A 21,203-nucleotide genomic window follows, 5' to 3' on the forward strand; every position below is an offset into this window, starting at 1 on the left:
GATGATTTCCACTTTTCATGGATTAGAAACAGCTAAACGTGGGATGACAACCCAGCAGAATGCTCTTTACATAACAGGTCAAAATATATCAAATGCCAATACATTAGGATACACAAGGCAACGTATTAATTTTCAAGCAACAGAGGCTTATCCATCCGCTTCAATGAATCGTCCGCAAATTCCTGGTCAAATGGGGACAGGTGTAACAGCGGGTTCTGTACAGCGTGTACGTGAATCATTTTTAGATGTACAATTTCGTGGTGAAAACAATAAGCTTGGCTATTGGAATCAAAGGGCAGATTCATTAGCAAAAATGGAAGATATTATGAATGAACCAAGTGATACAGGACTTTCTTCATCCTTAGGTCAATTTTGGCAGTCATTACAGGACTTAAGTGTTAATCCAGAAAATGATGGAGCAAGATCCGTTGTATTACAGCGCGGACAAGCGGTTGCAGAAACATTTCATTATTTAAGTGATTCCATTATCGGAACGCAAAAGAACATAGGCAATGAAATTAGTGTTTCTATTAAACACATTAATTCCATTCTTGATCAAATAAGCAAAGTGAATAAACAAATCTCTGAAGTAGAACCACATGGATATCTGCCAAATGATTTATATGATGAACGTGATCGATTAGTAGATGAACTCTCATCATATGTAAATATTAAAGTAGAAACAACTCCAAGCGGCGGAAAGCCTTCTTCCATTGCTGAAGGAATCTATAATATAAAAATGATAAACCCGAATGGACAAGAAATTTATTTGGTCCAAGGCAGTAATTATCAATCTTTTGGAATTAAAGGCGGCTTTGACAGCGATGGGGATGGTACTTTAGATCAACCACCTACAGATGGAGTTATTGAGGCATTGCTCATAGGTGGAACAGAAGTGAAGTTCTCTAAAGATGGACAGGTCGGACTAGCGCAAGGAAAACTTCGCGGATTAATCGAAAGCTATGGGTATAAAGACACGGTAATCGAAAACGGAATACCAAAGGATGTAATAAAAGGTATTTATCCTGATATGCTTGATCAATTGGATAAGCTGGCATACACATTTGGAACTGTTTTTAATAAGATTCATAATGAAGGCTATGATTTGAATGGAAATAAAGGTGAGGATTTCTTCAAATTTGATGGAATTACCGATTATAAAGGTGCTGCAGGAGCGATCAAACTAAATGATGCCATCACGAATGATATGATTGCAGCTTCTACAGCGGTGAATGCTGATGGAAAAGTAGAATCCGGGAACGGAACGAATGCAATCAATCTAGCAAAAATTCAAGGCTTTGATTTATCAGGATCCATTACACTAGAAGGATTCGATAATCAAAAAACTATAGATCTAAGCAGTCTCAACCTGCCATTCAAGTCAGGAACGATTAGTACCAACTATCAAGGAATCATCGGTAAGCTTGGTGTTGAAGCACAACAGGCAAATCGTTTAACTGCAAATAGTGCAACACTTGCACAATCAGTAGATGATAAACGACAATCTGTCAGCTCGGTCTCACTAGATGAAGAAATGATTAACTTAATTAAATTTCAACAAGCATACAATGCATCCGCACGAAATATTACCATCGTTGACGAAATGCTAGACAAGATTATCAATGGCATGGGCCTAGGTGGAAGATAAGGGAGTGAAACATAAATGCGCGTAACCCAATCAATGCTATCCAATAATTTTTTAAAACATATTAACCAAAGCTATGACAAAATGGGAAAAATCTCAGAGCAAATGAACACACAAAAGAAAATAACACGTCCATCCGATGACCCAGTTGTAGCGATGAAAGGAATTGCTTACCGTACAAATCTAATGGAAGGACAGCAGTATAAACGCAACTTCTCAGAGGCTCATAACTGGCTTGACAATACCGATGCAGCATTGGATCAAGCAACAAAAGCATTACAGCGAATTCGTGAATTAACTGTCCAAGCGAATACTGGAACGTTGGAAGGGAATCAGAGAGATTCGATAGCGAAAGAAATTGAACAGCTACGGGATCAATTGAAGGAAATTGCTAATTCCAGAGTGGGAGACAAATATTTATTTAATGGAACAGAAACATTAACACCCCCAGTAGGTGATATTACTGGAAACAAGCTTGATGCAGATGGCAACCCCATCTATGAAGTATCAACAAATAATGAATCTGTGAAGCTTGAGCTTGGAAAAGGAATTTATGTTGAAGTGAACTCCGATCCAACAAAAGTGTTTTCGAAAGACTTATTCAGTGATCTGAATAAATTACTAGATAAATTAAAGCCGGAAAATACTTCAGTCGATTTAGCAGATGATTTAAAAACTCTAGATAAGAACATTAATTCATTAATTAATGAACGCGCTACAATAGGTGCACGCAGTAATCGTGTCGAGTTAATGGAAGACCGCATCGATCAACAAGAAACTTTAGCAACAAAAATGATGTCAGAAAACGAAGATGTGGATATGGAAAAAGTGATAACTGACTTAGTAGTACAAGAATCTGTACAGCGTGCCATATTAGGAATGGGTGCACGAATTATTCAACCATCATTAATGGACTTTTTACGCTAAAAGCTATCTTTTTGGATAGCTTTTTTACTAGAGGTGAATAGCATGAATTTCCCGCAAATACGAATACAATCGCAAATGGCACAAATCGATTTAACCACTATGCCAGCAAAGCAAACAATTGAACAACCAGGTCCAGACATGGACATTCAGCAGCCACCGGCCGAATTAAATATTGATCAGGTACCTGGCAGGCTCTTCATTGACCAAACAGAGGCACGAGCAGATGTCGATTTAAAATCTATACGACGAAGAATCGCAGAATTTGCCCAAAATGGATATCAGGAATGGCTTAATGGAATCGCAAGAAGAACACAAGAAGGCGATTGGCTGATGAAGATAGAAAACAAAGGAAATCCTGTTGCAAGCCTTGCAAAGGAAAATGGAAAACTCTTCCCAACCTTTGATTTCAATATCGGCTATGTCCCAAAAGCAGGCAGTGTTAAAATTGATTTTGAACCAGCAAAGCTCAATATTCAATGGAATACTCATAAGCCTATTAATCAAACCAATATAAGAAAACCAATCATCGATTATCAGCGAGGAAATGTTGATATCAGAATAAAACAATATCAGAACCTGAAAATTGACTTTGCTAAATTAAAATATGTTGGAATCAATTATGAACTAGAAATTTAGGAGTGATTTGATGCAAATCCAAACACGCTATCATGGTGAAATAGAAATAAACGAAAAAGAAATCCTCCACTTTACAAAAGGAATTCCGGGATTTCCTGATGAGAAGCAATTTATCTTATTAGCCATGCCCGACCAAAACCTTTTTACTATTATGCAATCTGTTGAAACACCAGAACTAGCATTTGTTCTAACCAGTCCTTTTAGCTTTATTGAAAAATATGAATTTGAACTTGATGACAGTACCATCGAACAGTTAGCAATTAAAAACCAAGAGGATGTCAGCGTATTCGCAATTGTCACTTTACAAGACCCATTTGAAAAAACAAGTGCTAATCTTCAAGCACCCGTAATACTAAATGTAAAAAACAATGAAGCGAAACAAGTCATCTTAAATGATACCATTTACAAAATCAAACATCCGCTCTTTGAGCAGCCAGTAAAGGGGTGAGGAGATGTTAATTCTTTCACGAAAAAAAGGCGAAACCATCCAAATCGGTGACAACATCGAAATCACGATTACTGCCATCAAAGGCGATCAAGTCAAACTCGGTATCAACGCACCAAAAAATGTGGAAATCCACCGCAAGGAAGTTTACTTAGGTATACAAGCTGAAAACAATGAAGCATCCAAAGATATCTCCAATCTTTTATCTCTTTTACCAAAAACAAAAAAAGAATAATTTTTTTAATAAAAACTATAAAACCTTCTCGAAAAGTGTCGATATAAAGTGTGTAAGAGAGAGATGGAAGGACGGCCGACTTTCGTTTCTCGAAAACTATTTACATAGTTCACAAGGATGTGGGCTGTACATTCAAGGAGGAAAATTAAATGATTATCAATCATAATATTGCGGCGTTAAACACACACCGTCAACTAACAAGTGCAACAAATGCACAATCTAAATCAATGGAGAAATTATCTTCGGGTCTTCGTATTAACCGTGCAGGAGATGATGCTGCAGGTCTAGCAATCTCTGAAAAAATGCGTGGACAAATTCGTGGGTTGGATATGGCTTCTAAGAACTCTCAAGACGGTATCTCTTTAATTCAGACTGCTGAAGGCGCATTAAATGAAGTACATTCAATTCTTCAAAGACAAAGGGAACTTGCAGTACAATCAGCTTCAGACACAAACGTGTCTGCTGATAGAACGGCTCTAAAGGATGAATTTGATCAGTTATCAACAGAAGTTAAAAGAATTATGGATACAACTCAATTCAATACAATGAATTTGTTAGATAAGTCAGCTGGTACTAATGGTGTAATTAAGCTTCATGTAGGTGCAAATAATGGTCAATCAATGGATCTTAAATTGGACACAGCAGGTGTAGATTTAACTGCTGTTGAAACTGCAGTTAAAGCAATTGATATCTCTACACAAACAGGAGCTGATGGTGCATTAACAACGCTTGATACTCAAATTGCATCAGTTTCATCAGGAAGAAGCTATTTAGGTGCAGTTCAAAACAGATTAGAACATACAATCAATAACCTTAGCACTGCAAGTGAAAACTTGACTGCAGCTGAATCTCGCATCCGTGATGTAGACATGGCGAAAGAAATGATGGCGCAAACTAAAAACTCTATCCTTTCTCAAGCTGCTCAAGCAATGTTGGCACAAGCTAACCAACAACCACAAGGTGTATTACAATTATTACGTTAATAAAAATAAATGCAAAAAAGGAATGGAAATCCCATTCCTTTTCGTTTATAAAATAGTTAATTTTTCCAAAAGGAAAAACATACCATTGGTTTTCTTTTTGGAAAGATTACACTACATCAAGGGAGCAAGGATAAATGACAACAAAAGTAGTTGATACTTTAATTCCATTATATATAAAAGAATTCTCTTGTATTGGTGCAGCATGTGAAGATACTTGCTGTTCAGGATGGAGAGTAAATATTGATGAAGAAACATATAAAAAGTATAAAAAAGTTAAAAAAATCGAGATGAAATCTAGATTGGAAAAAAATATAATTCGAAACCGTTCTAATCCTACTAAGAGTAATGTAGCGAAAATGAAACTGGAAAAGGGGAGTTGTTCTTTTTTAAGTAAGGAAGGTTGGTGTGATATTCAATCGCAGTTAGGAGAAGATTATTTATGTAATACATGTGCTACATATCCAAGAAGAAATAATATAGTTAATCGAGTATTCGAACAATCTCTAACTGTATCCTGTCCGGAAGCTACTAGATTAGTGTTACTGAACGAGAGTGGAATTGAATTTGAACAGGGTCAGAAAGAGGTAAATATTAAAGAACTTATAAGTATAATTAATACAAGTAGTGACGAAATCACACATTGGAAAGACCTTTTTAATGAGTATCGTTATATTACTATTTTTATTTTACAAAATAGGAACTATACTCTTGAAGAACGTTTGTTAGTGTTAGGAATGCTTTATGATGAACTAGAAGAATACGTAAAAAAAAATAATATAAATGAAATTCCTAATTTATTTGGGCAATATTTAAAATGTGTGGAAGATTATACATTTAAAAATGCATTTAATAATGTTTCTAATCGATTAGATATAAAAATCCGGCTATGTAGAGAATTAGTGGTAGTACGTTTGAACCAAGGAATAAATTCTTCTAGGTATTTGGAATGTTCCAGAGATATGATGTCAGGATTAAATATTGAAGCGAAAACTACAAATGAGGAAGTCAAAGAAGCTTATGAGGATGCTTATACGAAATATTATGTGCCATTTATGAAAGAGCATGAGTATATGCTGGAAAATTACCTTGTAAATTACTTATTTAAAAATTGTATACCAATGGATTGTTCTTCTCCATTTGAAAGTTACTCACGAATGATCTTGCATTACACTTTAATTAAATTTCATTTAGTTGGGATGGCAAATCATCACAAGGGGCTAACTACTGAATTAGTAATTAAACTAGTTCAATCCCTTTCTAAGACGTTTGAACATAATCCCACATATTTTGAAAAGATATTGGGTTTAATAAAAGAAAATAACATTATGAATTTGACGTATATGTCTATGTTAATCAAAAATTAGTAACAATAGTTTTGCTTAGTTATTTAAGTTTATTGTTTTCACAATCGCAAGGGGCAGTAAACATTTAATAAAGATATAGTCTATTCTTTATCCGAAAGGAACTGTGGCAATGGAAATTTTTATTTCCGTCGCCTCTTTTATTATAGAAAAGAAAACCCCAGGCTAGGCCTAGGGTTCTTAAAAGCTTTCACCGTGGTATTAAAAAAACTTTCTCTTGGTGCTAAAATATTTTTGGTTTGCTAACCAAAATATTAGCATACGGAGGAGTTTTAATATCAAAAGAAACTAATAGTTAAGCACACACAACTTGAAATTTTAAGTATCACATCGTATTTGCCCCGAAATATAGAAAGCAAGTAATTTATGGGAAAATAAAAAAGACATTGGGGTAAATTCTTCGCACACTTTGTGAAAGAAAAAAGGTGTAGAGATAATTGAAGCAACAGCTTGTAAAGATCATGTACATATGCTTGTGAGTAACCCACCGAAAGTAAGTGTGTCGGCATTCGTAGGATATTTAAAAGGAAAAAGTAGTCTAATGATTTTTGATCGTCATGCAAATTTAAAATATAGATACGTCAATCGAAAATTTTGGTGTACTGGATATTATGTAGATACAGTTGGAAGAAACAAAAAAGTAAATAGAAGAATATATACGAAATCAATTACAAGATGATGTAGTCGCAGAACAATTAAATATGATGGAATATATTGATCCGTTCACAGGTGAAGATGTACAGAAAAAGAAACGAAGGTAAATTGAAGCCTTTGAGTCATGCCCAGTAAAAGCAGTACACTTGGCGAACCATTCGAAGGCTTTAGGGTTTGGTCAGCAACAAAGGCTTTCAGCCGCAAAGAAAACCACCCGTTATCTGATATTATCCCTTCAGTGTAGACAGTTTGAAAAAAAACATACTGCTACATAGGAGGGATTTATTTTGGCTAAAAAAAGACAAAAGATCATAAACTATTCGTTTGAGTACAAACTTGAAGCTGTAAAAAAATAATTTGAAGGTGAAATGGGAAATAAAACTCTTACTAATGAACTTGGTTTACCTAACTACTCCTATATACGTCGTTGGGTAAAAAATTATAAAGATTTGAGTGAAACCGGTCTAGACGATCGACGAGGAAAGCCTAATTTCCTATTAAAGGCAGACCAAAAACCAGACCAATGTCTTTAGAAGGGGAAAATAAGATATTAAAAATGGAGGATGAGCTTTTAATAATGTAACAAGCTTTTTAAAGGAGGTGAAAATGAAGGATAACTCTGTACGATTTAAAATTATAAAGGAATTATCCGTAGATTATCCAGTACAATTGCTTAGTGAATTTGCTGGAGTGTCAAGAAGCGGTCATTATAAATTGTTAAAGTTAAAAAATGTTAAAACGCCAAAACAACAAGAAGATTAGTTAATAAAATGATTAATAGTAGAGTGTTATAATGAAATAAATGGAATCTATGGATATTGCCGTGTTAAAATTTGGCTTTTACGTAAATATGGGATAAAGGTAAACTACAAAAGAGTATACCTGCTAATGAAAGAAATTGAAATAAGGCTAAAGTTAGAAGAAAAAGAGGAAATTACAAAATAAGAAAAGAGAATATAGTAGTTTCTAATATCCTAAATCGTGAGTTTACTGCAACAGTTCTAAATCAAAAGTGGGCTACAGATATTACTTATCTGATGTTTAATCAAAAACGTTTATATTTATCTGCAATAATAGACTTCTATAATAGTGATATTGGTGCCTATAAGATTTGTGATACCAATGATTTAAAGTTAGTCGTAAATACAATAAAGGAGGCCAAAAAAAGCAAGATATGCGTAAAGTTGCTCTTCACAGTGACCAAGGATTCCTATACACATCTCGACAATACCACAAACTTCTTAAGAAGTTTAAGAGTACTCCAAGTATGTCTAGAAAAGGGAATTGTTTAAACAACGCCAGTATGGAGAACTTTTTTGGTCATTTAAAATCAGAGGTTATGTATCTTCATTTATTTAAAATGAAGAGGAGGTAATTGAGGTAATTAATCGATATATTTATTTTTATAATAACGATCGTTTTCAAAAATATTTCAGCAACCTTAGTCTTGTGTAGTACAGGAATTCTAAAGTTGCTTAGAAGACGAAAGGAATACATTGGCTCCTTCTTCAGCTTACAGATTATACAGTTGGATAAAGAGGTGCTGCAAGTGTTTTCCCTGACAGTAGCCCCTCATCCAACTACCCTGTAAGCAGCTGAAAGGGGGTTATTATTAATACTGTCTACTTGACAGGGATATGTTTATATCATTAGTGATTTTTAGTTTTGTAAGTATTTTTCTATTGAATAATTTTTTTTAAACAATATATAGCATAATGTTGTAGTTTGTTTGTATTTAAGTCCTGTTAAGTTTTTATCATTTCAAGTTTTAGAATATGTTTTCACTATTATTTTTATTTGTTTTATCTAAATATAAAGATTATCTCAATCATCCATTCATTCTCACGAACGAATCCCCAGATAATTGGTAGCAAAACTCAATCTCATTAATTAGTTTAATTCCAGCATCAGGTACTGGAGTCATTGCTTTTTCACTAAAGATATAAGTTAAAGAGATCACACAGCCATTTACTGGGGAAATTTCCTTTTTCGTTTCCAAGTTGTGGAGAAGTTGGTCGACAGCGTGTTCATCAATTTGTCCTTTATGTTTTTTCACCAGTACAAAGAGAAATGTTTCTCCTAGTTGGAGACAGATTGCTACAGATTACTGGAAGCAAAAACTGATTGTTATTTTGAAGAAACATCAAAAAAATTTAAAAAATTTATATCCTACTATCAGTTATAATCAAGACTTTGTCAGAATCTGTATTAATTAAAAACAAAAACGACCCACCCGCAACATGCGAACAGGTCGATTGTTCAACATAATTAAAAATTCATTTGTTCCCCTTCAGTGAAAATTTGGAAGTTAACTCCAAACTTATCCGTCACACTACCATAAGCAGGGCTAAAGAAAGTTTCTTGAAGTGGCATTCCCACTTGACCGCCTTCCTGCAATGCTTCATAAAATTTTGTTGCTTTTTCTTTTTCATTTGTTGTAATGCAGATGGTCACTTGTGTTCCGCTTTGATGGGGCTGACCCGGGAACGTATCGGAAAGCATGAGTTCCGTTTCACCAATTTTTAATGTAGCATGGCTTATACGATCCTTTGTCCCTTTAGGTATAGGGAATTCGGGGTTTTCTGGCATTTCTCCGAAAGATTGGCTAAAAAGAACTTGAGCATCCAATGCTTTTTCATAGAATTGGATCGCTTCCTTTGCATTTCCATCCATTACTAAGTAGGGGATCAATCGTAATGTCATGATACATCATCTCCTTGGTTTCATTAGAATTTATTATTATTATTGATAATGACATAGTCAGGCAGAATAATCACAAAATCAGCCTTATTACATTATTACCAATAGAAAAATTATAAAACAAAGAACGTTTGTTCGCAACATATTTTTTAAAAGAGATTTCGATTTTACTGCAACAGCAATAATGACCAGGAAGCCATTCAACTATTGCTAGATTATTATTTTTCTTCCTATTGGTTTAAATACTAGAATCTTCGCGTCAGATCCAATCCAAATCTTTATAAGATTTCATTTATTACCCCCAATTCGAATTTTTCGAAATTAATCTTGCACAATCAAATTCTTTTCAGTATAATAGCATTAATATTTATCTACCATAATTTTATATCACAGTAAAAACATTGAAGAGAAAAAGTAAGATTCACCCATTTTTTCAAAAGAGAACTTCGGTAGCTGAAAAGAAGTAAAAAATGAGAATCTGAACAATGGCCTCTGAGTTTCGTACTGAACGTATCTGATGATATTAGTAGGTTCCGACGAGATTTGGTACTCGTTATCCATACCACAGTATAAAGAGTTGCAATTTTAAACTCATGTACTTGTTGAGGCTGTATGTGTGAGCATGCAGTGAAGTAAGGTGGTACCACGTTGATTCAACCACGTCCTTATCGTAATTGATAATGGCGTGGTTTTTTGTTTTTTATGGAATCATAAATGAAAATTAGGAGGAAAACAAAATGAGTAAAAACTTAGTGATTCAATCAGATTTTGGTACAAGTGATGGTGCCGTTAGTGCAATGTATGGAGTAGCAATTTCAGTCGATCCAACACTACGAATTTTTGATTTAACTCACGACATTCCACAATATAATATATGGGAGGGATCTTATCGTCTATATCAAACGATTACGTATTGGCCTGAAGAAACAGTGTTTGTTTCTGTTGTGGATCCTGGAGTAGGTTCTGATCGTTTAAGTGTAGTTGTAAAAACGGCAGATCATCATTATATTGTGACACCTAATAATGGGACGCTGACCCATATTAAAAATGACATTGGAATCCTTGAAGCCCGTGTAATTGATGAAACAGTCAATCGACTTCCGAAGTCCGGGGAATCGTACACATTCCATGGTCGTGATGTTTATGCATATACAGGTGCAAGGTTAGCAACAGGAGTTATTTCATTTGAAGAGGTAGGTCCGAAGCTTGATGTAAGTGAAATAATTGAATTGCCAAATTCAGGGCCAACGGTTAACCAAGGGGTAATTACGGGAACAATCGATATTCTGGATGTTCGTTTTGGGAACCTGTGGACTAACATTAGCCGCGAATTATTCATTAATACAGGTATTTCATATGGAGATTCGGTGGAAGTAACCATTGCAAATGATACACATCAAGTTTATAAAAATATTATGACATTTGGCCGCTGTTTTGCTGATACTCGATTAGGAGAGCCTCTACTCTTTGTGAATTCATTAGATAAATTAGGTGTTGCCATTAATCAAGGATCATTTGCAAAAGCCTATCATATCGCAACGGGGGCGAATTGGAAAATAATTATTCGCAAAATACCAAAAATCATCTATAATTAATAATCGAATATTTATGAAAAATTAATATAAAAGGGGGACAAAAGTATGAGGAGAAATCAATTATCAATTAAAACCATCGTTGCCATTGGAATCGGAGCAGCAGTTTTCGTTATTTTAGGAAGATTTGCATCAATACCAACTGGAATACCAAATACAACAATTGAAACAACCTATCCTTTTCTAGCATTAATGTCTGTAATATTTGGTCCAATTGCGGGGGCATTGATCGGTTTAATTGGTCACGCTTTAAAGGATGCCGTATTTTATGGAGGTATTTGGTGGAGTTGGGTGATTGTATCATCATTCGTTGGATTAATTATTGGATTAGTTGCTAGAAAAATTGATATTGAATCCGGTGTTTTCCGTAAGAAACAAATTGTTACATTTAATATCGTTCAAGTCATTGCCCAAGGAATTGGTTGGTTTCTGCTTGCGCCTACTTTAGATGTTTTCATTTATGCAGAACCTGCAAATAAGGTTTATTTACAAGGACTAGTTGCTGGGGGATTAAATATTGCAACAGTAGGTGTGATTGGTACGATTTTATTGATAACCTATGCTAAAACACGTAGCCAAAGTGGAAGTCTAACGAAGGATGTTTAAGATCATAGATTGAAACTTTTCATCTTTTGTAAAAAAGCAAAGTTTTTTAAGGAGAACAGCAATGAAAAACCCGGTTATTCAATTTGAAAATTTTAGCTTTAAATACCGTAGTCAAGCTGAACCAACATTGTTAAATATCGATTTAACGATTTATGAAGGTGAGAAAGTATTAATTGTCGGGCCGTCTGGTTCTGGGAAGAGTACACTTGCCCATTGTATGAATGGACTTGTTCCTTTCTCTTATAAAGGTGACATGTCAGGCAGCTTGAAAATTAAGGATAAAGAATCAAAGGATTTAGATATTTTTTCAATATCGAAAATGGTAGGAACAGTATTGCAGGACCTGGATGGGCAATTTATCGGTCTTTCCGTAGGTGAGGATATTGCCTTTGCCCTTGAAAATGACTGTACACCACAGAAATCAATGGTAAAACAAGTAGTCGATGTGTCAAAATTGGTCGATTTGAGTGAATACTTGGAAGCCTCCCTGCATCAGTTATCCGGCGGACAAAAGCAGCGAGTAGCACTTGGAGGAGTAATGGTCGATCAAGTGGACATCCTCCTTTTTGATGAACCACTGGCAAATCTTGACCCGGCAACTGGAAAGCATGCTATCTCATTGATTGATCAAATTCAAAAAGAAACAGATACAACCGTTATTATTATCGAGCATCGCTTGGAAGATGTTTTACATTGTCATGTAGATCGGATCATTGTAATGGATGAGGGAAGGATTGTTAGTGATACAACTCCTGACGAATTATTAGCTTCTACAGTATTAGAATCAAGTTATATTCGAGAACCCTTGTATATAAAAGCCTTGAAATACGCTGGTTGTTCTATTACAAAGGACATGCGCCCTGCACATTTAGATACTTTAGATCTCGAAGCATGTAAAGAAAAACTAACGCAATGGTTTGAAACAGCAAACCCATTTGTAGCGCGGGAAAAAACCACTCCTATATTAGAAATGGACAATGTTTCCTTTGGATATGGAATAAAAAATACATTAGATGGTATTTCTTTTTCAGTTGAGAAGGGGGAAATGATAAGTATCGTTGGTAAAAATGGTGCTGGAAAGTCAACCTTATCAAAATTGATTTGTGGCTTTGAAAAAGTTCAATCTGGAAGAATACTTTTCGATGGGAAGGATATCACAAAGGATACAATTAGTGAGAGCTCTGAACGGATTGGGATGGTTATGCAAAATCCGAATCAGATGATTTCTAAACATATGATATTTGATGAAGTCGCGTTAGGTCTTGTCATGCGCGGTGTGCCTGAAAGCGAAATAAAAGAACGTGTAGAGAAAACCTTACATATTTGCGGGCTTTATCCATTTCGAAATTGGCCGATTTCTGCTTTAAGCTTTGGCCAAAAGAAGCGGGTAACAATTGCGTCGATATTAGTGCTTAATCCTGACATTTTAATCCTTGATGAACCAACAGCAGGTCAAGACTTCCGTCATTATACAGAAATTATGGAATTTTTAGTGGAATTGAATTGTCAAGGGGTCACCATTATAATGATAACTCATGATATGCATTTAATGCTTGAATACACACCGAGGGCAATTGTGATTGCAGATGGAAAAATAATTGCAGACGATTTTGCCTCTCGTATTCTCTCAAATAAAGATGTGATCGAAAAGGCAAACCTAAAAGAAACATCATTATACGACTTGGCTGTACGCACCAATATTCCGGATCCGCAAGAATTTGTTGCACGATTTATTGCCTTCGATAAGGAGGTAAGAAAAACATGGCAGTAGAGATGCTTTCATATATAAAACGGACTTCACCCGTCCATGAACTGTCAGGTGTCACGAAGCTACTCATCTTTATCATGTGGTCATCTGCTGCGATGCTTACATATGATACTCGTGTACTACTATTTTTATTGGTTTTGAGTATCACTATTTTCATAGTTTCTAAAGTACAGCTTCGGGAAATTGCATTTGTTATGCTATTCATTATTCTCTTTTTAATTTTAAATAATATCGCTATTTACATTTTTTCTCCTCAAGAAGGAGTGGAAATTTACGGAACTAGTCATGTACTCGTTGATTTGGCTGGACGATATAATATAACCGCGGAACAGCTATTTTATCAATTTAATATCACACTCAAATATTTTGTTGTGATTCCTGCTGCCCTGCTTTTTATCGTAACGACTCATCCGAGTGAGTTCGCGGCTTCTTTAAATAAGATCGGGGTAAATTATAAAATTGCTTATGCTGTATCACTTGCACTAAGATATATTCCTGATATTCAAAGGGATTTCCGAAATATTGCCCAATCGCAACAAGCACGTGGAATAGATTTATCGAAAAAAGAAAAGCTTTTTAAACGGGTAAAAAATGCAGCATCAATTATCATTCCATTAATTTTTTCAAGCTTGGATCGTATTGAAGTAATTAGCAATGCCATGGAATTACGAGGCTTTGGAAAAAATAAAAAGCGCACTTGGTACAGTGCGAAACCATTTAAACGGGCGGATTACATTACAATTCTTTTAGGAGTCTGTGTATTAGTAGTTTCATTGTGGATTACATTTCATGATGGAAGTCGATTTTATAATCCGTTTTTGTGATTATTATTTACCTCTCAAAACAATAACTTTAGATAGATAAAAGGAGAAAGAGGATGCAAAAAAAAGGACAATTAGAAGTTTTTAACTTACATGAAATAATAAAAGATCAAAAGGATTACACAAACTTTATCGTAAGCGAAGTTAATGACCACGCTCTTAGAATAGCTGTAATAAATGGAGAATTCCATTGGCATAAGCACGAAGATTGTGATGAATTATTTTATGTATTAGAAGGGGAACTTTTCATAGACTTAGAAAATGATAAAACGGTTTCATTGAAACCAGGTGAAATATTTACTGTACCTGCTAATACAATGCACCGAACTCGTTCAAATGAAAGGACAGTTAATTTATGTTTTGAAAAGTCGATTAATGATATAAAAGGAGATATTAGTAAGTAATCTTGTCCAAGATAGGATTGAAAGAAGCGAACAACCTATATAGTAGGTCATTCGCTTTTTTATTTTTGTTTAGGAGACTGGAATTTTTGCACTTTCATTACACAAAAACAAATTTGTGTTCTAACCGAACGAATTTTTGTCGAAACTGCATGAATTGTGATCCGAACTGCGTGAATTTTGACCTGAACTGCACGAAAACCCGGTCGAATTGCACGAATAGTTTTTTCACCTATAAAAAGATGCTTTCCCCACAAAAATAATCCATTGCGTTCTAAACATTTACAAAACTATACCGATATATATGTTAGGAAAATATACATCAAATTGATTTGACATAATATGACCATCTAAAGGATTTTTGTAATAAAGATGACTATAAATATAGGAACTAAAAATTGATTTCCTGGAACCAAAATAGATAAAAGGCTTTAAAAGGAGTGAACCAAATGGTACGTATTAGTGGATTGGCCAGTGGCATGGATATCGACCAAATGGTAAAGGATTTAATGAAGGTCGAGCGGATGCCATTAGATAAATTAAAACAGAAAAAGCAAACACTCGAATGGCAGCGCGATGATTATCGTTCAATAAATACATTACTTTTTAACTTTCGAACAACTTTAACGAATATGAAATTAACGCCTTCATACCGAGTTCGAAGTGCGGTGTCTACGAATGATTCGTTATTAACAGCAACTGCAACGAGTGGGGCAGCGATGTCTTCGTATACAATTTCTAAAGTAAAACAATTGGCAACAGCGGCAACCAAGGTTAATGCAGGTTCAATATCCAATGACCCTAAAAACAAAGTAGATTTAAATGCAAGTTTAATGAGTCAAGAATCAAAGCTATCAGGTATGACATGGGAACAAGGTGTCGTTGAATCCAAATCTATTAGTGTATCTTCTGACGATGGTATTGTTTCTTTCTCATTAGATGGGGCAACAGTAAAAATAAGTGCTGGAATGAATATAAAGGTTGATGGAAAAACATATAAAGTTGTTACTGGGAAAACTCAAGATCAACTTGCAGATAATGAAGTGTTGTTTGACCAAGGACCAAAAGATTCTAATACAGAAGCTACCTTAACATTTATGTCACTTAAAAAAGGTAGTACTGTAAAAATTGATTATGTAGCTGATAAAAAAGTAGAAAACAAAAAAATTACAGCAGATACAAAAGAATTTCAACTAAGTCATGGTGCTATATATTATAACGAAAGCGACATAAATTCAGTCTTTTCTTTAAAGATAAATAATGAAAACTATACGCTTGGTACAACAAAAGATGGCGAAACTGAAATCTTGGACAAAGATAATAAATCTATAGGTACCTTAAATAAACAGACTGGAAAAATAAAGTTTAATGATGAATTCTCAACAATGTTAAAAGATTTAGCTGATTCGAAAGAGGAGAACGGAGAGGAAGATTTAACTTTTGATGTTGAAATCCAATATCAACAAAACTATTCAAAGTTTAATATAGAAACCTATACTTCCAAATACCCAGATGGTGTATCAGAAAATATTTTCATTGAAGGAACAGATTCTTTAAATAAAGTTATGTCAAAAGTCAACAATTCCAATGTGGGAGTAACGATGTTTTATGATTCTCATACCGATCAAATGACTTTAACAAGAACAGAAACTGGAAATTTTCATGGAAATTCTAAATATATTGTTGATAGCGATGGGAACCTTGCGGAAAATCCCAATTACACAGAAAGCGACCAAGAAATTTTTACTTCTGGTGACTTCATAAATAAAGTTTTAAAATTCGAGGGAGCTAAAGAAACCGGCGGTGAAAACGCAATTTTCGAAATCAACGGTCTCCAAACTGAACGTACATCTAACACGTTCGAAATGAACGGTGTTACCTTTACACTGAAAAAGACCTTTGAGACAGCCGAGAGTGTTACAATAAAAAATGACTCATCCAAAGTCTTCGATAATATCAAAGCATTCGTAGATGAATACAATAAATTAATAGATACAATTAATAAAAAAATTACTGAAGATCGATACAGAACATACACACCGTTAACTGATGATCAACGTGAACAGCTTTCAGATAAGCAGCAAGAGCTGTGGGAGGAAAAAGCAAGAAGTGGACTCTTAAAAGGGGATCCGATCCTTTCAAGTGTTCTTTCACAAATGAGGATGTCTATGTATCAGCCCGTTAACAATGCTGATGTTGCTTCTGCTTATAAGCAATTGGCTGCAATCGGAATCAAAACAACTTCAAACTATCTTGAGGGTGGTAAGCTTGAGATTGATGAAGCAGCTTTGAAAAAAGCAATAGAAAATGATCCGACATCGGTGGAAAATTTATTTAGAGGAACAGGAGATTCAACTGATTCAAAAGGGATCATTCAACGATTATATGATGATGTTTCTACAACGATCAATAAATTAAATGACCGTGCAGGGAAAGCTTATTCTACAAACCAACAGTTTACAATTGGAAAAAATCTTGATGATGTCGACAAGAAGATTACTTCCTTTACGGCACGTTTAAAGCAAATTGAAGACCGCTATTATCGTCAGTTTACAGCGATGGAACAAGCGATTCAAAAATCGAATAACCAAATGAACTATTTATTACAACAATTTAGTAGCGGCCAATAATTTGACAAGAAAGGAGTGGTCAAAATGGCAATGAGTAATCCATATCAAACATATCAAAATAACTCTGTAACGACTGCTTCACCAGGGGAATTAACATTAATGCTTTACAACGGTTGTTTGAAATTCACACATCTCGCGAAAACAGCCATTAAGCAAAAGAATATTGAGGAAAAAAATCAAAATATCCTAAAAGCTCAAAATATCATTCAGGAACTAATGGTTACCTTAAATATGGATCAAGAAGTTTCTAAAAATATGATGTCATTATACGATTATATCCACCGTCAATTAATCCAGGCAAATATTAATAATGACATTGCTATCCTTGAAGAGGTAGAAGGATTTGTTACGGAATTTCGTGATACATGGAAGCAAGTGATTCAATTGAATCGAAAGCAGCAATATGGTACTCAAGGTGGACAAGCATAATGACACCGATTCAAGAATGCTTTAAACTAACCGAAGAAATGATTGAAGTATTACAAGCAACTAATGAAGAAGAGCGTGATGTTACCATTGAAAAAGTTGAAAATTTTCTCGAAAGAAGAGAGAAACTGTTAGAATACATCAAACCTCCTTTTTCGGAAGAAGAACAGCTTTTGGGTGATCGCTTAGTCTTACTTGGTAAGCAATTAGATGTGCTGTTAATGAATTTAAAACAAGAAATTCAAAAGGATATGAACGGACTCAATCAAAAGAAAAAGTCACTAAATCAATATGCAAACCCTTATTCTAATCTTCAAAATGATGGATATTTTTACGATAAAAGAAAATAGAAAATACCACCTACCAGGTGGTATTTTTCGTATAATTTAAATGAATTCTAGATTAGACTTAAAAGAAGACGAATATATAAATCAGATCGCATACCAACATATGATAATCATATCTCCCAATCTCATCTTTCCTCCAATGATAATTGCCACAAATCTTTCATACTTTAATATATTGATTTTCTGCTTTACTTTGGTAAAATAGATTGATGACAAAATACCTATAACAACACGAAATGGCAAATCTATCGAAAGGTAGAGACGCAAAGCTTCAGATCTAAAGTCTTTGACTATGATGGCTGGGTTACCGAATGTATATTACGTATATTCCTAGCTGCCCTATTTTATTTAGTGCAGTTTTTTTATTGCTACTGGGAAGAAACTTGTTAGTTTCATTGTGTCGGTTAATACTTTATATCGGTGATTCTTTACACATTTGTGAAGAGTAGACATCAAACATTTGCGTTTCAATCCAATAAATAGATTATAAATAAATGAGGATATGGAGGAGTATAAAATGGTTATTGAGTCTAATATTTCACAAATAAACAATGAGTCTCATTCATGGGAAGAATATTCGGAAGTCTATTCAAAAATACGTTTGAGTCAAAATCAGGTAAAGAGAATATTGAATCAAAGTTTACAACCTTTAAAATATGTAAACATAGAGATTAACAACAACGAAAAACTTGAATTGAAAAAGGAACAAATTGTGGAGTTACTCTTGATTAACTTAAAAAGAAATGAAGTAGTTGAACTAATACATATGCTACAATTGATACTTGGTAGAAAATCAGAAATCTCTTCTTATATAAAATATATACTAATAGGAATATTGAGCAATAATAACTACGACTGCTGATATAAGGCTTCTTATTATCTCCTTTATTAGATATTTTCCAAATACCTCATATGATTTTTCGCACCTAAACATGACAGCTAGGGGAACATAATAGTTGTAAAATTCTTTAAAGATTTCAAATCTCCCTACCGATATAAAGAATAGTTAATATAAGGAAGGGAGATTTACTGATGATTAAGCACCTTGGAGGACAAGTGCAGCCCGTATCAACTATTACTAACTCGGTTCGTAGAGAAACTAACGGTATGAATACAACAGAATCGTTTCAATCACAGCAACAACAAAATACTATTAGAGAAACGGTATCAAAAGATAAGTTAGAAAAAATCGTAGACAGTATGAATGATTTCGTTTCTGCATCAAATACCCATTTAAAATTCGAGTTTCATGATAAATTAAATGAGTATTACGTAACTGTCATTGACGATATAACACAAGAAGTGGTCAAAGAAATTCCTTCAAAAAAAATGCTTGATATGTATGCAGCAATGACTGAATTTCTAGGAGTTATGGTTGACAGAAAGATTTAAAATTTATTATTTAAAGAAATGATAAGGCTTTCTTAAAACATATTATGTTTCTAATTCGTCACTCTAAAAATTATTAAAAGAGGTATTCCAATAGCGAATACCTCTTTTTTTGCTATTTAAAATTAATAATATGGGTAAGGATACCCATAGTAAGGATAAGGGTAAGGATATCCACCATAAAATCCAGGTGCTAATAATGCGGATGTCGCTAAGCCTCCCAGAAATCCTCCAAAGAAAGGACCTCCAAAGAATGGTCTTCCAAAACCGAATGGCCTACCAAAGCCAAATGGTCTTCCAAAACCGAATGGCCTGCCAAAGCCGAATGGTCTTCCGAATCCAAACGGTCGGCCAAATCCAAATTGTCTTGTTTCGTCGAGAGTTATCGGTTCACGGACACTCCAGTCTGGTACTTGATAATATTCAGGGTTCATTCTTTCTCCTCCTCAATTTTTTTATAAACGTTTTCCCTAAAGATTATGAAAAAAGCTGATAGGGCGCTTGGGTTGTTGTCACAATTAATAAAAAAATACAGAAATATTATCATGGTTGTGCTATAATTTTCTCAAAATTAGGACAATAACAGGGGGATATCATGGAAAAAACTATAGAAAGACAATTCTCTACAGGGGTAATAGAACAGATACGAAATAAATTTAATCTAGATTCGGAGTATAAAAAACTTGGAGATTTTGAAAATTATGTTTATGAAGTTTATGAAAATGGACAGCCAAAAATTTTAAGGGTAACCCATAGCTCTCACCGATCAAAGCAGCAGCTTGAATCAGAAATAGATTGGATTCGGTATTTACACCAAAGTGGGATCAGGATTCCAGCAGTTTATCTTTCACCGAGTGGAAAGTTAGTGGAGGAATTTGCAGTCGAGAATTCATTTTTTTTCGCGAGTCTTTTTGAAAAAGCCTCTGGGTATTCAATTAAAATAGATGAACCTGCTTTTAATGAAAAATTATTTTATAAGTGGGGAAGAATGATTGGGAAGATGCACCGACATACAAAGGATTATCAGCAATCAAAAGGAATTGTTTCAAGATACCATTGGGATGAAAACGATCTTCTTGATTTTGAAAAATATTACACAGGTGAAAATTCCTTATTGTTAGAAAGTGCAAAAAGTGTAGTAGCAAAAATTAAACAATTGCCTCAAAATAAGAACAGCTATGGATTAATACATACGGATATTCATCATGGGAATTTTTTCTATGATGGTGAGGAGATTTATGTCTTTGATTTCGATGATGCATCCTATCAATATTTCGTCTCGGATATTGCGATTCCACTTTATTATGCTGTAAATTCAAAGCATTTTTTTGGAACGAGAGAGGAACGGAATCAATTTGCTCATAAGTTTTTAACAGCATTTCTCGATGGATACAATGAGGAAAATCAGTTAACACGTGAATGGCTTGAGAGAATTCCATTATTTTTACAGCTTCGTGATATCGATTTATATGCTGTTTTTAATAAGAAAATTGCTCCTGAGGATCGAAATGAGCGTGTCGTTCATTGGATGAGTGAAATTAAAGAAAGAATCGAAAAGAATGTGCCAATAGTAGATATAAGTGTTTGATAAAAAGGAAGGAATGAATAGTTGGAGAATATAAAAAGCATGAATATAC

24 protein-coding genes, 1 pseudogene, 1 riboswitch and 1 other annotated feature are annotated in these 21,203 nt (G+C 34.3%); of the genes and pseudogenes, 22 read left to right on the forward strand and 3 right to left on the reverse strand.

The window, feature by feature from the left end; all coding sequences use genetic code 11:
- Position 1 precedes the first annotated feature (1 nt).
- The 11 genes and pseudogenes from flgK (at position 2) to ACQKP0_RS20550 (ending at position 7,831) form a co-directional block, all read left to right on the forward strand.
- The gene (gene flgK / locus ACQKP0_RS20500) at positions 2 to 1,648 is read left to right on the forward strand and encodes a flagellar hook-associated protein FlgK (protein WP_427407701.1); all 1,647 of its coding nucleotides are present in this window, start codon (positions 2 to 4) and stop codon (positions 1,646 to 1,648) included.
- Positions 1,649 to 1,663: 15 nt separating this feature from the next.
- The gene (gene flgL / locus ACQKP0_RS20505) at positions 1,664 to 2,572 is read left to right on the forward strand and encodes a flagellar hook-associated protein FlgL (RefSeq protein WP_427407702.1); all 909 of its coding nucleotides are present in this window, start codon (positions 1,664 to 1,666) and stop codon (positions 2,570 to 2,572) included.
- A gap of 42 nt (positions 2,573 to 2,614) precedes the next feature.
- Positions 2,615 to 3,208, forward strand: a complete 594-nt coding sequence (locus tag ACQKP0_RS20510; protein WP_427407703.1) for a DUF6470 family protein — start codon at positions 2,615 to 2,617, stop codon at positions 3,206 to 3,208.
- A gap of 10 nt (positions 3,209 to 3,218) precedes the next feature.
- Complete coding sequence (gene fliW, locus ACQKP0_RS20515; protein WP_427407704.1) at positions 3,219 to 3,656, forward strand: flagellar assembly protein FliW; 438 nt, start codon at positions 3,219 to 3,221, stop codon at positions 3,654 to 3,656.
- Between the two features lie 4 nt (positions 3,657 to 3,660).
- Complete coding sequence (csrA, locus tag ACQKP0_RS20520; RefSeq protein ID WP_427407705.1) at positions 3,661 to 3,888, forward strand: carbon storage regulator CsrA; 228 nt, start codon at positions 3,661 to 3,663, stop codon at positions 3,886 to 3,888.
- 149 nt (positions 3,889 to 4,037) lie between these two features.
- Complete coding sequence (locus ACQKP0_RS20525) at positions 4,038 to 4,871, forward strand: flagellin (RefSeq protein ID WP_427407706.1); 834 nt, start codon at positions 4,038 to 4,040, stop codon at positions 4,869 to 4,871.
- Between the two features lie 134 nt (positions 4,872 to 5,005).
- Positions 5,006 to 6,235, forward strand: a complete 1,230-nt coding sequence (gene fliB / locus ACQKP0_RS20530) for a flagellin lysine-N-methylase (RefSeq protein WP_427407707.1) — start codon at positions 5,006 to 5,008, stop codon at positions 6,233 to 6,235.
- A gap of 272 nt (positions 6,236 to 6,507) precedes the next feature.
- A pseudogene (gene tnpA / locus ACQKP0_RS20535) lies at positions 6,508 to 6,993 on the forward strand (IS200/IS605 family transposase).
- Between the two features lie 261 nt (positions 6,994 to 7,254).
- Entirely contained in the window at positions 7,255 to 7,419 is a 165-nt protein-coding gene (locus ACQKP0_RS20540) for a helix-turn-helix domain-containing protein (RefSeq protein ID WP_427407708.1), read from the forward strand.
- Between the two features lie 73 nt (positions 7,420 to 7,492).
- On the forward strand, positions 7,493 to 7,648 hold the full coding sequence (locus ACQKP0_RS20545) for a hypothetical protein (protein ID WP_427407709.1): 156 nt from the start codon (positions 7,493 to 7,495) through the stop codon (positions 7,646 to 7,648).
- 15 nt (positions 7,649 to 7,663) lie between these two features.
- Positions 7,664 to 7,831 (forward strand): transposase, encoded by a 168-nt coding sequence (locus ACQKP0_RS20550; RefSeq protein WP_427407777.1) that lies wholly within the window; start codon positions 7,664 to 7,666, stop codon positions 7,829 to 7,831.
- An 883-nt stretch (positions 7,832 to 8,714) separates the two neighbouring features.
- Here ACQKP0_RS20550 and ACQKP0_RS20555 read toward each other — a convergent pair.
- Together ACQKP0_RS20555 and ACQKP0_RS20560 are read right to left on the reverse strand one after the other, a co-directional pair.
- Positions 8,715 to 8,942, reverse strand: coding sequence for a hypothetical protein (locus ACQKP0_RS20555; RefSeq protein WP_427407710.1), 228 nt, complete (start codon positions 8,940 to 8,942; stop codon positions 8,715 to 8,717).
- Positions 8,943 to 9,154: 212 nt separating this feature from the next.
- Positions 9,155 to 9,589 (reverse strand): VOC family protein, encoded by a 435-nt coding sequence (locus ACQKP0_RS20560; protein WP_427407711.1) that lies wholly within the window; start codon positions 9,587 to 9,589, stop codon positions 9,155 to 9,157.
- A gap of 389 nt (positions 9,590 to 9,978) precedes the next feature.
- Positions 9,979 to 10,256 (forward strand) — a binding site (T-box leader).
- A 67-nt stretch (positions 10,257 to 10,323) separates the two neighbouring features.
- On the opposite strand from ACQKP0_RS20560, the gene ACQKP0_RS20565 reads away from it, so the two are divergent.
- The 10 genes from ACQKP0_RS20565 to flaG all read left to right on the forward strand — a co-directional run bounded on the left by ACQKP0_RS20565 (position 10,324) and on the right by flaG (position 19,569).
- Positions 10,324 to 11,181 (forward strand): SAM hydrolase/SAM-dependent halogenase family protein, encoded by an 858-nt coding sequence (locus tag ACQKP0_RS20565; protein WP_427407712.1) that lies wholly within the window; start codon positions 10,324 to 10,326, stop codon positions 11,179 to 11,181.
- A gap of 45 nt (positions 11,182 to 11,226) precedes the next feature.
- Positions 11,227 to 11,784, forward strand: coding sequence for an ECF-type riboflavin transporter substrate-binding protein (locus tag ACQKP0_RS20570; protein WP_427407713.1), 558 nt, complete (start codon positions 11,227 to 11,229; stop codon positions 11,782 to 11,784).
- Positions 11,785 to 11,845: 61 nt separating this feature from the next.
- Positions 11,846 to 13,555: an ABC transporter ATP-binding protein gene (locus ACQKP0_RS20575; RefSeq protein ID WP_427407714.1), complete on the forward strand. Its 1,710-nt coding sequence runs from the start codon at positions 11,846 to 11,848 to the stop codon at positions 13,553 to 13,555.
- Positions 13,546 to 14,376, forward strand: coding sequence for an energy-coupling factor transporter transmembrane component T family protein (locus ACQKP0_RS20580; RefSeq protein WP_427407715.1), 831 nt, complete (start codon positions 13,546 to 13,548; stop codon positions 14,374 to 14,376). Before ACQKP0_RS20575 ends, ACQKP0_RS20580 begins: the two co-directional genes overlap by 10 nt.
- A gap of 53 nt (positions 14,377 to 14,429) precedes the next feature.
- Positions 14,430 to 14,777, forward strand: coding sequence for a cupin domain-containing protein (locus tag ACQKP0_RS20585; RefSeq protein ID WP_427407716.1), 348 nt, complete (start codon positions 14,430 to 14,432; stop codon positions 14,775 to 14,777).
- Positions 14,778 to 15,223: 446 nt separating this feature from the next.
- On the forward strand, positions 15,224 to 17,404 hold the full coding sequence (gene fliD, locus ACQKP0_RS20590) for a flagellar filament capping protein FliD (protein WP_427407717.1): 2,181 nt from the start codon (positions 15,224 to 15,226) through the stop codon (positions 17,402 to 17,404).
- A gap of 24 nt (positions 17,405 to 17,428) precedes the next feature.
- Complete coding sequence (gene fliS / locus ACQKP0_RS20595; RefSeq protein WP_427407718.1) at positions 17,429 to 17,833, forward strand: flagellar export chaperone FliS; 405 nt, start codon at positions 17,429 to 17,431, stop codon at positions 17,831 to 17,833.
- The gene (locus tag ACQKP0_RS20600; RefSeq protein WP_427407719.1) at positions 17,833 to 18,180 is read left to right on the forward strand and encodes a flagellar protein FliT; all 348 of its coding nucleotides are present in this window, start codon (positions 17,833 to 17,835) and stop codon (positions 18,178 to 18,180) included. The genes fliS and ACQKP0_RS20600 overlap by 1 nt, the downstream gene beginning before the upstream one ends.
- 225 nt (positions 18,181 to 18,405) lie before the next feature.
- A riboswitch (cyclic di-GMP riboswitch) is annotated at positions 18,406 to 18,489 on the forward strand.
- A gap of 205 nt (positions 18,490 to 18,694) precedes the next feature.
- Positions 18,695 to 19,039 carry a hypothetical protein gene (locus tag ACQKP0_RS20605; RefSeq protein ID WP_427407720.1) on the forward strand — a complete coding sequence of 115 codons (345 nt, stop codon included), beginning with the start codon at positions 18,695 to 18,697 and terminating at the stop codon, positions 19,037 to 19,039.
- Between the two features lie 170 nt (positions 19,040 to 19,209).
- Positions 19,210 to 19,569 (forward strand): flagellar protein FlaG, encoded by a 360-nt coding sequence (gene flaG, locus ACQKP0_RS20610; RefSeq protein ID WP_427407721.1) that lies wholly within the window; start codon positions 19,210 to 19,212, stop codon positions 19,567 to 19,569.
- 122 nt (positions 19,570 to 19,691) lie between these two features.
- Here flaG and ACQKP0_RS20615 read toward each other — a convergent pair whose 3' ends face one another.
- A complete protein-coding gene (locus tag ACQKP0_RS20615; protein WP_427407722.1) occupies positions 19,692 to 20,000 on the reverse strand; it encodes a hypothetical protein in 309 nt (102 codons plus the stop codon).
- A 161-nt stretch (positions 20,001 to 20,161) separates the two neighbouring features.
- On the opposite strand from ACQKP0_RS20615, the gene ACQKP0_RS20620 reads away from it, so the two are divergent.
- Positions 20,162 to 21,154, forward strand: coding sequence for a phosphotransferase enzyme family protein (locus ACQKP0_RS20620; protein WP_427407723.1), 993 nt, complete (start codon positions 20,162 to 20,164; stop codon positions 21,152 to 21,154).
- Positions 21,155 to 21,203 lie beyond the last annotated feature (49 nt).

The sequence above is a fragment of the Heyndrickxia sp. NPDC080065 genome (assembly GCF_050281185.1).
Taxonomy (GTDB): domain Bacteria; phylum Bacillota; class Bacilli; order Bacillales; family Bacillaceae_C; genus Heyndrickxia.